The following is a 15,929-nucleotide window of genomic DNA, read 5'->3' on the forward strand; positions in this document are numbered from 1 at the left end:
CCGCCGAGTGCGCCTCGATGCCGGAGCTGCCGCAGTGGAATGAGGGGGTGGAGTTCAGGCGGTGAGGGGCCCCCTCCCCCCGACCCCCTCCCCCGCCTGCGGGGGCGCAGGGCGGGGGAGGGGGAGAAAACCGTGTGCGCCCCACAGATCCGGTAGGGGCGCGATTTATCGCGCCCGTGGCCGGCGCGGCTCCGACCCCCGTCCACCGGCACCCAAACCCGTAGGGGCTGCCCCACGTGGCTGCCCGTGCCCGCCCCGGCGCCACCGCCCGCCTCACGCGCAAGGCCCAACCATTCCCCATTCCCGATTCCCCATTCCCCGCAGTTCAATCCAGCCCGTAATCCTGGATCTTGTACGACAGCGCGCGCACCGACAGCTCCAGGATCTCGGCGGCGCGGGTGCGGTTGCCGCCGCAGCGCTCCAGGGCGCGGGCGATGAGGGTGCGCTCCAGGGCCGGGAGGCGGCGCTTCACGGAGAGGTCGCTCTCGTCGTCTCGGACCTCGAAGAGCTCCTTGCCGCTGCGCACGTGCGAGGGGAGGTGCTCCTCGGTGATGCGGCCGCCGGAGAGGACCAGGGCGCGCTCCAGGACGTTCTCCAGCTCGCGGACGTTGCCGGGCCAGGGGTAGGCGGCCAGGATGGGGAGGACGCTCGCCGGGAGCTCGGGGGAGTCGATGTGCAGGCGGCGCGCGTGCATGCGCAGGAAGTGCGCGGCCAGGAGCGGGATGTCTTCCGGGCGCGTGCGCAGCGGCGGCACGTGGATCTGCACCACGTTGATCCGGTAGAAGAGGTCGTCGCGAAAACGGCCGCTCTTCACCTCCTCGATCAGGTCGCGCGCCGTGGCGGCCAGCACGCGCACGTCCACCGCGCGCTCACCGCTGCCGCCCACGCGGCGGATGGTGCGCTCCTGCACTGCGCGCAGGAGCTTCACCTGCAGGGCCAGGGGGAGCTCGCCGATCTCGTCCAGGAAGAGGGTGCCTCCGTCCGCTTCCTCGAAGACCCCCTCGCGCGCGCGGTCGGCGCCGGTGAAGGCGCCCTTTTCGTGGCCGAAGAGCTCCGATTCCAGCAGGTTCTCGGGAATGGCGCCGCAGTTGACGGCCACGAAGGCGCGCGCGCTGCGCGGCGAGGAGCGATGGATGGTGCGGGCGATGGCCTCCTTGCCGCTCCCGCTCTCGCCCGTGATCAGGACGGTGGAGGGGAAGGGGGCGACGCGGCCGGCCAGCTCCAGCACCTCGCGCATCCCCGCGGAGCTGCCGACGACGCCCTCGGTGCCGGTGAGCTGGCCGACTTCCTTGCGCAGGCGGGCGACCTCGCGGCGAAGCTGCTCGCGCTCCTCGGCCTTGCGGAGGGTGAGGATCACCTCGTCCGCGTTGAAGGGCTTGGAGATGTAGTCGTAGGCGCCGCGCCGCATCGCCTCGACGGCGGCGTCGATGCTGCCGTAGGCGCTCATCATGATGACGAGCCCGCCGCCGCCCGCCGCCTTGTAGCGCTCCAGGAACTCGACGCCGCCCAGCCGCGGCATCCTCACGTCGCACAGGATGAGCTCGGGGTCCTCGGCGGCGGCGGCGCGCAGGCCGGCCTCGCCGTCCTCGGCCACCTGCACCTGGTACCCCTCGTCGCGCAGGATCAGGAGGAGGGTGTGGCGCAGCCCCGCCTCGTCGTCGATCACCAGAACCCTGCGGTTGCTCACGATTCGGCCTGGACGGTGGGGAAGCAGACGGAGAAGACGGCGCCGCCCCCCTCCGCGGAGGAGGCTTCGATGCGCCCTCCGAATTCTGCCACGGTGCTGGCGACGATGGCAAGCCCGAGCCCCGTTCCCTCCCCCGGCGCGCGGGTGGTGAAGAACGGGTCGAAGATGTGCTCGATGTTCTCGGCCAGGATCCCCACCCCCGTATCCGAGATCACCGTGCGCACGATGGGCGTGCCGGGCTCGATGCGCGTGGCGTCGCGCACGGAGGCGAAGCGCGGGCGGCGCAGGTGCGCGTACGTGATCCCCGGCGGGTCGTCCGCGCGGCGCGAGGGGATCGGGCGGTCGATGCGGTACTCCTCCAGGATCGTCCTCACCACCAGCTTGCCGCGCCCGTTCATCGCGTTGCAGGCGTTGTCCATCAGGTTGAGGAAGATCTGGTCGAGGAGGTGCGGATCGGCCACGATCGCCGTGTCGCCGGGATCGAGCTTCATCTCCACTTCCACCTCGCCCAGCCGCTCCTGCGCCTGGAGGAGACCGAGCACGCGGCGCAGCGACTCGTTGACCTCCACCGGCTCGCGGTGCGCGGGGGCGGGGCGGGAGTAGTCCAGCAGGGCGCGCACGATGCGGTCGATGCGCCGAGCCTCGCGATCCAGCCCGTCCACCAGCTCGGCCTCCGCGCCGCGCTTGCGCAGGAGCGAGGTGTAGCCGAGCACCGCGCCGAGCGGGTTGCCGATCTCGTGCGCCACGCCGGCCGAGAGGCGTCCGATGGAGGCCAGCTTTTCCGCCTGCACCAGGTCGCGCTGCGTGGCCAGGAGGATGCGGTTGGTCTCGTCGAGGGAGTGGACGTTGTGCGAGAGGCGCTCCTGGTTCTCCAGGAGCTGGTCGGTCATGCGGTTGATGGCGCCGGCGAGCGCCGCCATCTCCCGCGTGTCGCCGACGGGTACGCGGCGCTCGTAGTCGCCCCCCGCGATGGCCTCGGCGGCGCCGACGGCCTGCGAGATGGGGCGCATCACGTGGCGCTGGATGAGGTGGCTTCCCAGGAAGACGAAGGCGAGCACGTCCACCGCCAGGAGGATCCAAACCAGGAGGCTGGAGTTGGGCGCGGCCACGCGGACCACGGTCAGCGTCCAGACGGCCAGGAGGAGCGCGGCGCCGCAGAGGAAGGCGAGGCTGAAGAGGATCTCGCCACGCAGAGAGCCCCGGCGCTTTTCGCCGGGGCTCTGCACGGTGCCCTCTCCGGGCTCGTCGCGGGCGCGCCGGCCGGCGGGGGTGCTCAGACGTCCACCGGCTCGGGCGGGCGGACGGCCTTCTTACGCGCGTCGCCCTCGAACGCTTCCTTTTCCACGAAGTGCCAGAGACGGTCCACCACCGTCCCGATCGGCTCGTCGATGCGGATCATCCCCTCGCCCATGACCTGCTCGAGCGACCTGCGCAGCGCGTGCTTGCTCACCGGCTTCCTCATGGCTTCCCCTCCCAGCGTGAGTGCTTGCTCTCTCGACCGCGGGCCTGCGTTCTGATGGTAACACCCCCGCGGGGGTGGGGGAAGGCGGCGGGGGCCCCCTCCCCCGCTCGTTCCTCGCGGCCCCTCCCCAAACTGCGGGGGAGGGGCGGTACGCGGGCATCTCCGCGCGTTTCGCACGGGTCCCATCACCGGGCGCCGCTCCGTCGCCCATTGCGCGCAACAACGCCCGGTAGGGGCAGACCTGCGTGTCTGCCCTCCGTCGCGCCCACGGGTATGCCGCGACGCTATTCGCCGGTCGGCGTGTTCAGGATGACCATCTTCTGCCACACCTTTGCGGAGAGGCCGGTGGTGAGCGTCTCGACCTCGTCGACGGCGGCGAGGACGACGGGGTCGTCGAAGTTCTGGGCGTAGAGGGCGGCGAGCTTGCTGTTGAGGGCCAGCATCTCCGAGCAGTAGTCGAGGTACCGGGAGAGCTCGTAGCGGCTGAGGGTGCGGCGCGGGGAGGAGGGGGTGTCGCTGCCCACGTTGACGAGGGTGCCCGGATCCTTCGTGAGCTGGTGCATGTCCACGATGTGGGCCACGGCGCGCAGATCGCGGATGAAGCGCAGGGCACGGCGGCGCTTGACCCTCGCCTCGGCGCTCGCCAGGAAGTAGACGGCGGCGCCCAGCAGGATCACGTCGTTGATGGCGCTCTCGGTCGTCTGGAGGAGCTCCACGATGGTGAGCCCCGCGGCGGGCGCGTCCATGCGCAGCACCAGCGAGACGAGCGCGGCCGCCAGGAGCGCGATCGCCGCCCATCCACCGACACGCAGCGGCAGGTGCGGGCGCGCCACCCAGCGGAGCTGCTCCCCCGTCGCTTCGGCGATGCGCAGCAGGTCGGTCGAGAGACGCTCCAGGCCGCTGCCGGGGAAGCGCTCGTGGATGCGCGTACGCAGGGCGCTCACGGTGGCGATGATCTGCTCGGGGCTGAGCTGGGGGCCGGGATGGCGGCCCGTCGCGATGCGGGGCATGGCGGACAAGCTAACCTCTTAGCCGGGCGGCGAGGCGCTCGGCGGCGCGGGCGCAGACGGCCCACATGGTGAGCGTGGGGTTGACGCCGTGGCAGGAGGGGAAGACGGCCGTGCCGAACACGTGCAGCCCCGGCGTGTCGTGGACCTCGAGATCCAGATCGACGACCGAGGTGGCGGGGTCGTGCCCCATCCGGCAGCCGCCCAGCTCGTGGCTGCTCACCACGCCGGCGAAGCGGGGGCCGCGCCACGTGCGTGCGGCCCCCATGGCGCGCAGGATCTTCTCCGCCTCGCCTTCCATGAACTCGGACATGCGGTGCTCGTTGGGCTGCATGTCGTAGGTGATGCGCAGCAGCGGGAGCCCCAGGCCGCTGCGGTCGCGGTGGAGCGGGTCCAGCTCCAGGTAGTTGGCGTGGTACGGGAGCGTGTCCGGCTGCAGGCGCACGGCGGCCACGTGCTGCCACTCGCGCAGGTGGTCGCGGTACGGGCGGCCCCACGAGCGCACCTCCGGCGGCAGCGCTTCGCGGCTGATCTGGATGGGGAGGCGCTGGTTCTCCACGTTGGGCGCCGCGCCGCCGATGAACCCGTGCGCCGCCGAGTCGAAGCCCGCGGAGATGTAGTCGTCCAGGCTCCACATCTGCGCGGCGGGGCCGGTGTGGGCGTTGAAGACGACGCCGGGGAAGTGGCCCGAGACGTCTGACCACAGCTTGCTCATCACGTGCTTCCCCACCTGCCCCGCATCGTTCCCCACCCCGTGCGGATGCTGGCCGCTCCCCGAAAGGAGCATCAGCCGCACGTTCTCGAACGTGTAGCTGCACAGGATGACCGTGCGCGCCTCCTGAATCCGCGCGGTGCCGTTGGCGTCCACGTACTCCACGCCGCTCGCGTGCCCGTCGACGTCGGTGAGGACGCGGAGGACGCGGCAGTGGGTGCGCAGGTCGAAGTTGCCGGTCGCGAGCGCCCGGGGGACCCAGGTCTGCCCCGGATGCCAGCGCTCGTCGTTGAAGGGGCCGAAGCCGCCGCTCCACGCGCAGTAGGTGATGGCCGGGTTGCCGTTGTACGGCTCGCTGTTGACGGCCACGGGGGTGGGGTACGGATGCAGCCCCAGCGACTCTGCCCCCTGGCGAAAGAGCTCGCCCATGCGAAAGGGGCGCACGGGCGGCAGCGGGTACCCGCCGGAGCGCGGCACGAACGGGTTGGCGCGCGCGTCGCCTGCCACGCCGATGTGGTGCTCCAGCGCCGCGTAGTACGGCTCCAGCTCGTCGTACGACACCGGCCAGTCGGCCAGCGTGTGGCCCTCGGGAAGAAGCCGGTCCGCGCCCGTCTCGCGCAGGTGAGAGAGGAAACGGAAGTGATGCGGATGGCAGCGGCGGAGCGCGCCGCCCCAGTGGATGACGGAGCCGCCGACCCCGTTCATCATCCGCCCCAGCGTGAAAGTAGCGGGGCGGGTGGGCTCGTGCTCGTTGCGGCGCCAGCGCGGCGTCTCGGCCAGGAACTTGGGGCCCATTCCGCCGCGGCAGTAGTACGAGGAGCCCAGCTCGTCCGGCACGAAGTCGCGGCTGGTGCGCCACGGACCGGCCTCCAGCCCCACCACGCGCAGCCCTGCTTTGCAGAGGATGGACGCCGCCATCGACCCCGCCGCTCCCACGCCTACCAGCACGACGTCCGCGGCGCCCGGGGGCTCGGCGCCGCGCTGCGGATCGTAGCCGGGGATCTCCACGGGCTCGCGCGGGCCGCCGTCCAGCGAGTAGCCCACGTCGGCCAGCGAGAGGATGATCCCGTTCTTGGTGGCGGGCTCGGTGGCGAGGTTCTCCTCGGCCGTATTCTCGAACCAGACGCCCGGGTGCCCCAGGAAGCGCCACCCCGCCTTCCCCCGGTTGCCGCCGTACGCGGGATCGGCGAAGAGCCCTTCCTGCAGGTGCTGCCGCAGCATGGCGAAGAAGTCGCGCGGCGGCGGCACGCGGAAGCCGTCCAGCGTCCCCGCCTCCAGCTCGGCCAGGAGCGCGTCCTGCTCGGCGGGCGCGCAGTCGGCGAACGGGCGGTCGTGGCGGCGGCAGGCGGCGCGGTCGAAGCTCGCCAGCCCCGTGCGGTACTCGTCCACCCGGTCGCGGTAGGCGCCGGCGAGCGCGCGGTCCACGTAGGCCAGCACGCCCAGCTCGGCGGCGCCCGGGCCGTGCTCGTCGGCCGGGAACATCCGCTCGAAGACCGCCGCCGCGGTGCGCGCCTCGTACGGGTTGAGCGCCAGGAGCGCGGGGTCCGCCGGGCCGGGGTACGGCTGCACGGCTACGCGGCGGCGACCGTGTTGCGCAGCACGCCGATGCGCTCGATCTCCGCCTCCAGCACGTCGCCCGGCTTGAGCCACGTCTGCGGATCCAGCCCCATCCCCACCCCGCTGGGCGTGCCGGTCGAGACCACGTCGCCCGCCTCCACCGTCTGCCCGCGCGAGAGCACGGCGATGATGGTGGGGATGTCGAACACCAGGTCGCGCGTGCGGCTGTCCTGCATCGTCTTTCCATTGAGCCGCAGCGAGAGCGCGAGGTCGCCCGCGTCCGGCAGCTCGTCCGCGGTGACGATGCACGGGCCCATGGGGCAGGTGCCGTCCAGGCTCTTCCCCTTGAAGAACTGCTGGTGCCGGTTCTGGAGGTCGCGCGCGGAGACGTCGTTGATGACGGTGTAGCCAAAGATGTAGCCGAGCGCGTCTTCGCGGGCGATGTTCTTTCCCGTGCGCCCCAGTACGAACCCGAGCTCCACCTCCCAGTCGAGCTGCGTGGTGATCGCGGCGTCGAGCGGGATCTCGGCACCGGGGCCGATGACCGTGGTGGGTGACTTGGTGAAGAAGACGGGGTGTTCGGGGAGCTTCTCCGGCAGCCCCTTCGCCCGCGCCGACTCGTAGGCGTGCGCCGCGTAGTTCATCCCCAGGCACACGATGTTCTTGCGCGGCCGCGGGATGGGTGCGAGGAGGCGCACGCGCTCCATCGGGAGGACCTCGCTCGCCGCTTCCACCGCGGCGCGGGCCTCGTCCAGCCCCGCCTCGCCGCGCTCGATCAGCGACAGCATGTCCGCCGCGACGGTTCCCAGGTCCACCACTCCGCCCTCGACGAGCGCGCCGATACGCGCGCGGCCCTGTGCATCGTACGTCACCAGCTTCATCGCGTGCTCCGGTTGTGGGCCCCACCCCCAGCGTCGCTCCGCGACGCATCCCCCTCCCCCAAAACTGCCTGGGGGAGGGGGAGGTTGGAAAGGGGGCGGGTGGGGTGTTGTATCGCGCTATGCGGCTACGTGGGCTACGGTCTGTGGGCCCTCTGGCAGGACGGCGACGCGGGCGGTGGGGCCGTAGCGGCGGAGCAGTGCGTCGAGGGTCGCTTCGATGTCGGTGCTGGGGATGAGCATGGCGGAGCGGACGGTGTCGGGGGGGAGGGTGGAGAAGAGGTGCACTTCGGCGCGGCGCTGCACGAGCGCCTGACACTGCGCCTGCCACTGGTCGTGCATCTCGAAGCCGGGCTCCTCGATCATGCGCAGGAGATCTTCGGCGGTCTCGCGCATGCGCAGGAGGTCCTTGAAGCTGCCATGGTTGGGGAGGCCGTCGCTGCACTCGGCGGCGACGACGATGGCGCCGCCGGGCTTCACGATGCGCGCGGCGGCGCTCATCCCCTTCACCGCCTGATAGACGCTCTGGTCGAGCGGGTAGCCGCTGTTCGTGGAGAGGACCACGTCGAACGCGTGGTCCACCGCGCGGGTGGCGTGGCGCGCGACGAAGCGGCACGCATCCTCGTGCGCCCGCAGATAGTGGCCCGCCCACACGCCCGTGATCTCGCGGCGCGGATTGATGGCGACGTTGACCAGGAAGTGCGGCGGCGCCATCGCCACGGCGGCGCGGATCTCCTCCTGCACCGGGTTCCCCTCCAGCCGCGCCCAGGTGGAGCCCGGGTCGCCGATCATGCGCGCGCTGTGGAGGTGCTTGATGGTGCGGATCCCCGCCAGCGCCGGGATCACCCCCTTGGCGCCGCCGCTGAATCCCGCGAAGAAGTGCGGCTCCACGAAGCCCGTCACGATCCGGACGCCCGCGCGCAGCCACTCGTCGCTCACCCACACCTCGCCACCCAGCGGGGTGTCGCCCACGCGGGTGAGCCCCGACTCCGCGAAGGCGTCGTGGTTGACGATGCGAACGGTGTCCACGATCTCCGCGCCGAGCATCGTCACCAGCTCGTCGCGCGTGTTGGGGCGGTGCGAGCCGGTGCCGTTCAGGATGACGAAGTTCTCGCGCGGCACGTGCGCCAGCTCCGCCATGATCCAGGGGACCAGGCGCTCGCTGGGGGTGGGGCGCGTGATGTCCGAGATGGAGATGGCGACGGTGGAGCGCTCCGTCGCCAGCGCGCGGAGCGGCGCGGCGGCGACCGGCGCGCGCACGGCTTCCAGGAACGCGGCGTGCTCGTCCGGCAGCCCCGGGAACTCGCGCGGGGAGATCACCACCGCATCGTCGGGGACGGCTACCTGCAGCCGGCCGCGGCCGTAGGCGAGCGAGACGTGCATCCGCTACTGCGGCGGCAGCGGGGCGGCGGCCGATCCGTACGGCATCATCCCCTCCGTGGATCCGTCGCCGTAGCTCACGTAGACGGTCTTCTTGCGGAAGTAGTGGGCGTAGCCGTGGTGGCCGTCGTCGCCGCCCATGCCGCTGAGGCCGTAGCCCGCGTGGAAGCCCTGGAACTGCTCGGGCCCGATCTTGTTGATGTACACCTCGCCGCAGCGCAGCGCATTCACGGCGCGCATCATCTTCTTGAGGTCGCTCGTGAAGAGGTAGGCGCTCAGGCCGTACGGCGTGTCGTTGGCGAGCGCGATCGCCTCGTCGAAGTCGTCGAACGCCATCACCGGCGACACCGGGCCGAAGACCTCCTGCTGCATGATCTCCATGTCGTTGCGCACCCCGGTGAGCACCGTCGGCTGGTACCAGAAGCCGCGCCCGAACTCGCCGCCCTCGGGACGCCGGCCGCCCAGCACCACCTCCGCGCCCTGCTGGAGTGCGCGTGCCACCATTGCGTCCACTTTGACCACTTCAGCTTCGTTGACCTTGGGGCCCAGGTCGACGTCGGTGCGCATCGGGTCGCCCATGCGCAGCCCGCCGGCCAGCGTCACGTAGCGCTCCAGGAAGTGGTCGAAGACGCGGCGGTGGACGTACGTGCGCTCGTTGCAGGTGCACACCTGGCCGCAGTTCACGAAGCGCGCGTGGATGGCGTGGCGCACCGCGAGCTCCACGTCGGCATCCTCCATCACGATGAAGGGCGCCTTGCCGCCCAGCTCCAGCGAAACGACGGTGATGTTCTCGGCGGCGGCGGCCAGGATCTCGCGGCCGGCCCGCACGGAGCCGGTAACCGTCACCAGGTTGGTGTTGCGGTCGCGGACCAGCGCGTCGCCCACCTCGCGCCCGGCGCCCGTCACCACGTTGACGACGCCCGGCGGCAGCCCCGCCGCCTCGCAGACGCGGGCCAGCTCCAGGGCGCTGAGCGGGGTGTCTTCGTGCGGCTTCACCACGATGGTGTTCCCGGCCATCAGCGCCGGCGCCACCTTGCGGGCAAAGAGCGCCGCCGGGTAGTTCCACGGGATGATGGCCACCACCACGCCGTAGGGAACGCTGCGGATCCAGATGTCCTCGTCCGGCGCGTCGGAGGGGAGGATCTCGCCGGCGGGGGCGCGCGCAAAGCTGGTGAAGTAGTCGAAGAAGCCCGCCGCGCCGCCAATCTCGCCGCGCGCCTCCACCAGCGGCTTCCCCTGCTCGCGCACCACCACGCGCGCCAGCCGCTCGGAGTCCGCCTCGATCGCGCGCGCAATGCGGGCGAGGTACGCGCCGCGCTGCACGCCGCTGAGCGCTTCCCAGGCGGGCTGCGCGGCGCGGGCGGCTTCCAGCGCGGCGCGTGCGTCGTCGCGCGTCCCCTCCGGCACCTCCGCGAACGCTTCGCCGGTGGCCGGGTTGAGCACCGGCCGCACCGCGCCCCCCGCGGCGCCGCGCCACTCCCCGCCGATGAGCATCGCGTGGCTTTCGAGACGTGCGTCCATCTGCTTTCCTTGTGATCAGGCGGCGGTCCAGCCGCCGTCGAGTACGATGGAGGTGCCGGTCACGAACGCCGCGTCGTCGGAGGCCAGGTAGAGCGCGGCGGCGGCGACCTCCTCGGGCGTGCCCAGGCGGCCCATCGGCTGGCGGGCTTCGAGGGCGGCGCGCGCTTCGGCCTTGTCCTCGACGCCGGCCAGCAGGCGCTCCACCCAGGGCGAGTCCACCGTCCCTGGACAGACGCAGTTGACGCGGATCCCCTGCTTCACGAAGTCCATCGCCACCTGCCGGGTGAGCGCGATGACGGCGCCTTTGCTGGCGCAGTACGAGGCGCGCTTCGGCACCCCCACCATCCCCGCCACGGAGGCGGTGTTGACGATGGCGCCGCGCCCCCGCTTCACCATGTGCGGCAGCGCGTACTTGCACCCCAGGAAGACGCTGCGGACGTTGACCGCCATCACGCGGTCCCAGTCCTCCGGCTCGCACTCCACCACATCGGTGGTGGAGCCGATCCCGGCGTTGTTGCACAGCACGTCGATGCGTCCCATCTCGGAGATCGCCGTCTCGATCATACGGCGCACCTGCTCCGGCTCGCTGGCGTCCACCGTGTGCGGCAGGCAGAGCCCGCCCTCCGCGTGCACCATCGCCGCGGTCGCCTCCGCCGCCGCGCCGTCGAGGTCCGCGGCCAGCACGCGGGCTCCTTCGCGCGCGAAGAGGAGCGCCATCGCCCTCCCGATCCCCGAACCGGCGCCCGTGATCACCGCCGTCTTGTCGTGTAGCCGCACGCCGCCTTTGTGTTGGGTGTGGTGGGGCGGAGGGCCCCCTCCCCCCGGCCCCCTCCCCCGCCTGCGGGGGCGCAGGGCGGGTGAGGGGGAGAACTCCGCGCGCGTCGCACAGATCCGGTAGGGGCGCGATTTATCGCGCCCGTGCCCGCCGCCGCTCCGCCGCACTGCCCCACGCACACCGCCGCCCGGTAGGGGCAGACCTGCGTGTCTGCCCGCCCTCGCCCCGGCCGCGACTCTCGCCATTCGGCACCCACACCCCTTGGCGCAGACCTGCGTGTCTGCCCACCCTCGCCCGACCTCGACACTGGCGATTTGGGCATCCACACCCGTAGGGGCAGCCCCACGTGGCTGCCCGTGCCCGCCGCGACGCCGTACCCTGCCTCTACGGACCGTGCCGCTCGACCCGGTACCGCTCCACCGTCTCCGGGTTCAGCGCCACGCCCAACCCCGGGCGTTCCGGAAGGGCCATGGTGCCGTCCGGGCGGACGGTGAGGGGCTCCTGGAAGAGCTCGGTGCGGAGAGGGTTGGGGTTTTGGTCCAGCTCCAGCCAGCTTCCGTTGGGGATGGAGGCGATGAAGTGCATGTTGGCGATCGCCGCCACCGCGGACGAGAAGTTGTGCGGGATCACCGGGAGGCCGTAGGCGTGCGCCAAGGCGGCGATCTTGCGCGTCTCGGTGATGCCGCCGGACCAGATCACGTCCGGCTGCACGATGTCCACCGCGCGGCGCGAGATCAGCTCGCGGAAGCCGGGGAGCGACGACTCCGTCTCGTAGCCGGCGACCGGCGTGGTCACCCGGTGCGCCACCAGCGCGGAGCCCTCGATGTCCTCCGTCCCCACCGGCTCCTCCAGCCAATAGATGTCCTGGTCCCTGACCGCCTCCATGAAGCGCAGCGCGAGCGACGGAGTCCACGCATTGTTGGCGTCGATCGCCAGCTTCACCTTCGGACCAATGGCGGCGCGGGCGGCGCGGACGCGCTCCACGTCTTCCTCGAAGGTGACGGTGGCGTAGTCCGGCGCCATCATGTCAGGGAGGGGGTTGAGGAGGGCGTCCGGCTGGCGGCCCACCTTGATCTTGATGCAGCCGAAGCCCCGCTCCGCGTATCCGCCCACCTCCTCCGCCAGCGCCGCCGCATCCTTGCCCGCCGCGTAGAAGCCGGCGGAGGCGTACACGGGAAGGTGGTCGCGGTAGCCGCCCAGCAGCCGGTAGAGCGGGGTGCCCGTGGCCTGCCCCACGATGTCCCAGAGCGCGATGTCCACGCCGGAGATGGCCTGCATCAGCATCCCGCGGCGGCCGCGCTGGTGGGCGCGCGACGCCATCATCTGCCAGAGCCGCTCGATGCGGAACGGGTCCTGGCCCACGACGGTGCGCTTCAGCTCGCCGAGGATGAGCGACTCGGTGCTCTCCAGGAACCCGCCGTACGCCGCCGCCTCGCCCAGCCCCACGATCCCCGCATCCGTGTGCACCTGCACCAGCAGCGTGGGGCGCGAAGGCATGTAGTGGATGGCGTCCGCCATCGCCACGTCCATCGTGTAGTGCAGCTTCAGGGTGGTGACGTCGGTGATGATCAACGGCGTGCTCCGGGTGCGTTAGGCAGGCGACGGTGACGGGGCGGGCACGGGCAGCCACGCCGGGCTGCCCCTACCAGGGATTTTTCCGCGACCAACATAGATCGCGGCGAGCGCCTCCCCCCTCTCTCGATAACAGAGGCGCCAGCCTCTGCTGTTATCGGGAGAGGGTCGGGGTGAGGGCCTCCACGCTCGCCCCGTCCGACGCGGAGCAGACGTAGACGCGCGGCTCCAGGCCGGCGCGGGCGCGGTACTCGTCGGCCACGGTCTGCGCGAAATCGGGGGCGGATTCGGCGCGAACCAGGGCCACGGCGCAGCCGCCGAAGCCGGCGCCGGTCATGCGCGCGCCGTAGCAGCCGGGGTGCGCCTGGGCCAGCTCCACGATGGTGTCCAGCTCCGCGCGCGAGACCTCGAAGTCGTCGCGGAGCGAGGCGTGGCTGGCGTCCATCAGGCGGCCCACGGTGGTGGCGTCGCCGCGCTCCAGCGCGCCCGCGGCCTCCACGGTGCGCGCGATCTCGGTGACCACGTGGCGGGCGCGGCGGCGCATCACCGGCTCGATCTCGCCGGCGCGGGCCTCGAAGGCTTCCGGCGTCACGTCGCGGAGGGCACGGACGTGCAGCACGCCGGCCGCCTGCTCGCAGTGCCGCCGCCGCTCGTTGTACGCCGAGTCCACCAGACCGCGCCGGGTGGCGGTGTCCAGAATCACCACCGAGGTCCCCGGCGGCAGGGGGACGGCGCGCGTATCGAGCGAGCGGCAGTCGATCAGCAGCGCGTGCCCCGCGCGGCCGGAGGCGGAGATCATCTGGTCCATGATCCCGCAGTAGACGCCCACCCACTCGTTCTCCGCGCGCTGGGCGAGCTGCGCCATCTCGCGCGGGTTCCAGGCGAAGCCCGCCATCGCCGCGAAGGCGCGCGCGGTAGCCAGCTCCAGCGCCGCGCTGGACGAGAGGCCGGCGCCGATGGGCACGTCGCCGGCGGTGACGCCCTCCCAGCCCACGAGGCCGCGGTCCTTTTTCTGGAGCGCCCACGCCATCGCCTGCAGGTACTCGATCCACCCGTTCCCGCTGCTGGCCAGGTGGCCGATGTCGAACGACCGCTCTTCGCCGAAGTCCAGCGAGTGGACGGAGACGACGCGGTCGCTGCGGGGGCGGAGGGCGATCCACACGGCGCGGTCGATGGCCATGGGAAGGACGAAGCCCTCGTTGTAGTCCGTGTGCTCGCCGATCAGGTTCACCCGTCCGGGCGCGCGCACCACCGCGGCGGGCGGCTCGCCGAAGCGCTCCTCGAACGCGCGCACCACGGTGGCCTGGAGGGAGTCGTTGCTCGTCATGTGCGGGTCAGGGGGCGGGGGCGTAGCCGTGCGGGTGCGACCGGTGCCAGGCCCACGCGCTCTCGATGATGCCGCGCAGCTCCGGGTGGCGCGGCGCCCACCCCAGCTCCGCGCGGATGCGGTCGCTCGCGGCCACCAGCACCGCGGGGTCGCCGGGGCGGCGCGGGCTCACGCCGGCGGGTATGGGGTGGCCGGTGACGGCGCGCGCGGTCTCGATCACCTCGCGCACGCTGAATCCGCGGCCGTTCCCCAGGTTGTAGGTGCGGCTTCCGTCGTCCAGCGCGTGCAGCGCCAGCACGTGCGCCTGCGCCAGGTCGCTCACGTGCACGTAGTCGCGCACGCAGGTGCCGTCCGGCGTGTTGTAGTCGTCGCCGAAGACCATCACCCGCTCGCGCTGCCCCAGCGCCACCTGCAGAACCAGGGGGATCAGGTGCGTCTCCGGATGGTGGTCCTCCCCCAGGTCGGGCGACACGGCGCCTGCGGCGTTGAAGTAGCGCAGCGCGGCGTAGCGCATCCCGAAGCGGTCGTCCATCCAGTGCAGCATCCTCTCCAGGATGTACTTCCCCTCGCCGTACGGGCTGCCGGGGGTGATGGGCGCCGTCTCGTCGATGGGGATGCGGTCCGGGATGCCGAACAGGTTGGCGGTGGAGGAGAGGATGAAGCGCCGCACTCCGTGCGCGGCGGCGCTCTCCATCAGGTTCAGCCCGCAGCGCACGTTGTCGCCCAGGTACAGGAAGGGCTTCTCCATCGACTCGCCCACCAGCGTGTGCGACGCGAAGTGGAGGATCCCCTCCGGCCGGTGCTCCGCCAGCGCACGGTCGATCGCGGCGCGGTCCGCCAGGGTGCCGTTCACGAAGGCGGCGGCGGGGTGGAGCGCCTCGCGGTGCCCCTGCGACAGGTCGTCGAAGACGGTCACCTCGTGCCCCGCCTCGAGCAGCTCCACCACCGCGGCGCTGCCGATGTAGCCGGCGCCGCCCGTCACCAGCACCCTCATCGCGCGCCCCGCGTCTCGGGGAGGGCGCGCAGGCGCTCGGCGCTGCTCTCCGGGGTGACGTCGCGCTGCGGCTCGCCCAGCATCTCGTAGCCCACCATGAACTTCTTGACGGTGGCCGAGCGCAGAAGAGGCGGGTAGAAGTGCATGTGGAGGTGCCACTCCGGGTGCGGGCGGCCGTCGGTGGGCGCCTGGTGCACCCCGGCCGAATACGGAAAGGAGACGCCGAACAGGTTGTCGTAGCGCCGCGTGAGCCGCCCCAGGATGTCCGCCAGCCCGTCGCGCTCCGCATCGTCCAGCTCCGGCAGCGAGGGCACGGGGCGGCGGGCGACGACCAGCGTCTCGAACGGCCACACCGCCCAGAAGGGGACTAGGGCGACGAAGACATCGTTGGCGAGCACCACCCGCTCGCCGCTCGCCTCCTCCAGGCGCAGGTAGTCGGCCAGCAGGGTGCGGCTATGGCGCTCCCAGTGCTCGCCCATCCGCTGCGTCTCGCGGGCAGGAGCCTGCGGCACCGACTCCTGCGCCCAGATCTGGCCGTGGGGATGCGGGTTGCTGCAGCCCATCATCTCGCCCTTGTTCTCAAAGATCTGCACGTGGCCGATCTCCGGGCGGCTGCCGAGGCGCGCGTACTCCTCCGCCCACACGTCCACCACGCCGCGCATGGCCGCGAGCTCCAGATCCGGGAGCGAAAGGTCGTGTCGCGGCGAGAAGCAGATCACGCGGCACACCCCCGGCTCGGCGCGCGCCACCAGCAGGCCGGCCACGTCCATCTCCGCCGGCTCCGCGCCGGGGCGCAGCGCGGCGAAGTCGTTGTCGAAGACGAAGACGCCCGTGTACTCCGGGTTGCGGTGGCCGCCCGCGCGCTCGTTGCCGGGGCACAGGTAGCACGCGGGGTCGTGCGCCGGGCGGTGGACGGGCGCGAGATCCTCCACCTGCCCCTGCCACGGCCGCAGCGCGCGGTGCGGCGACACCAGCACCCACTCCCCGGTCAGCGGGTTGAAGCGCCGGTGCGGCTGCTCGCGGAGCGCGCCGGGCAGATCGTGTGAAAGCTCCATCT

The 15,929-nt window shown here is 72.0% G+C and carries 13 protein-coding genes; all 13 read right to left on the reverse strand.

Annotation, left to right across the window (positions count from 1 at the left end; genetic code table 11):
• Window positions 1-325: 325 nt before the first annotated feature.
• Entirely contained in the window at window positions 326-1,687 is a 1,362-nt protein-coding gene (locus tag VF647_21220; protein ID HEX8454614.1) for a sigma-54 dependent transcriptional regulator, read from the reverse strand.
• Entirely contained in the window at window positions 1,684-2,913 is a 1,230-nt protein-coding gene (locus VF647_21225) for an ATP-binding protein (GenBank protein HEX8454615.1), read from the reverse strand. The genes VF647_21220 and VF647_21225 overlap by 4 nt, the downstream gene beginning before the upstream one ends.
• A 47-nt stretch (window positions 2,914-2,960) precedes the next feature.
• Window positions 2,961-3,149, reverse strand: coding sequence for a hypothetical protein (locus tag VF647_21230; protein ID HEX8454616.1), 189 nt, complete (start codon window positions 3,147-3,149; stop codon window positions 2,961-2,963).
• Between the two features lie 284 nt (window positions 3,150-3,433).
• Window positions 3,434-4,168 carry a hypothetical protein gene (locus tag VF647_21235; protein HEX8454617.1) on the reverse strand — a complete coding sequence of 245 codons (735 nt, stop codon included), beginning with the start codon at window positions 4,166-4,168 and terminating at the stop codon, window positions 3,434-3,436.
• 1 nt (window position 4,169) lies between these two features.
• A complete protein-coding gene (locus tag VF647_21240) occupies window positions 4,170-6,437 on the reverse strand; it encodes a GMC family oxidoreductase (GenBank protein HEX8454618.1) in 2,268 nt (755 codons plus the stop codon).
• Between the two features lie 2 nt (window positions 6,438-6,439).
• On the reverse strand, window positions 6,440-7,306 hold the full coding sequence (locus VF647_21245) for a fumarylacetoacetate hydrolase family protein (GenBank protein ID HEX8454619.1): 867 nt from the start codon (window positions 7,304-7,306) through the stop codon (window positions 6,440-6,442).
• 117 nt (window positions 7,307-7,423) lie between these two features.
• Window positions 7,424-8,686: a nickel-dependent lactate racemase gene (gene larA / locus VF647_21250; protein ID HEX8454620.1), complete on the reverse strand. Its 1,263-nt coding sequence runs from the start codon at window positions 8,684-8,686 to the stop codon at window positions 7,424-7,426.
• Window positions 8,687-8,689: 3 nt separating this feature from the next.
• Window positions 8,690-10,204, reverse strand: coding sequence for an aldehyde dehydrogenase (gene aldA, locus VF647_21255; protein HEX8454621.1), 1,515 nt, complete (start codon window positions 10,202-10,204; stop codon window positions 8,690-8,692).
• Window positions 10,205-10,219: 15 nt separating this feature from the next.
• On the reverse strand, window positions 10,220-10,981 hold the full coding sequence (locus VF647_21260) for an SDR family oxidoreductase (GenBank protein ID HEX8454622.1): 762 nt from the start codon (window positions 10,979-10,981) through the stop codon (window positions 10,220-10,222).
• Between the two features lie 382 nt (window positions 10,982-11,363).
• Window positions 11,364-12,551 carry a mandelate racemase/muconate lactonizing enzyme family protein gene (locus tag VF647_21265; GenBank protein ID HEX8454623.1) on the reverse strand — a complete coding sequence of 396 codons (1,188 nt, stop codon included), beginning with the start codon at window positions 12,549-12,551 and terminating at the stop codon, window positions 11,364-11,366.
• 154 nt (window positions 12,552-12,705) lie between these two features.
• On the reverse strand, window positions 12,706-13,878 hold the full coding sequence (galK, locus tag VF647_21270; protein ID HEX8454624.1) for a galactokinase: 1,173 nt from the start codon (window positions 13,876-13,878) through the stop codon (window positions 12,706-12,708).
• A gap of 7 nt (window positions 13,879-13,885) precedes the next feature.
• A complete protein-coding gene (galE, locus tag VF647_21275; protein HEX8454625.1) occupies window positions 13,886-14,872 on the reverse strand; it encodes a UDP-glucose 4-epimerase GalE in 987 nt (328 codons plus the stop codon).
• A complete protein-coding gene (locus VF647_21280) occupies window positions 14,869-15,927 on the reverse strand; it encodes a UDP-glucose--hexose-1-phosphate uridylyltransferase (protein ID HEX8454626.1) in 1,059 nt (352 codons plus the stop codon). Before VF647_21280 ends, galE begins: the two co-directional genes overlap by 4 nt.
• Between the last annotated feature and the right edge of the window lie 2 nt (window positions 15,928-15,929).

It is taken from the genome of Longimicrobium sp., assembly GCA_036387335.1.
GTDB lineage: Bacteria > Gemmatimonadota > Gemmatimonadetes > Longimicrobiales > Longimicrobiaceae > Longimicrobium.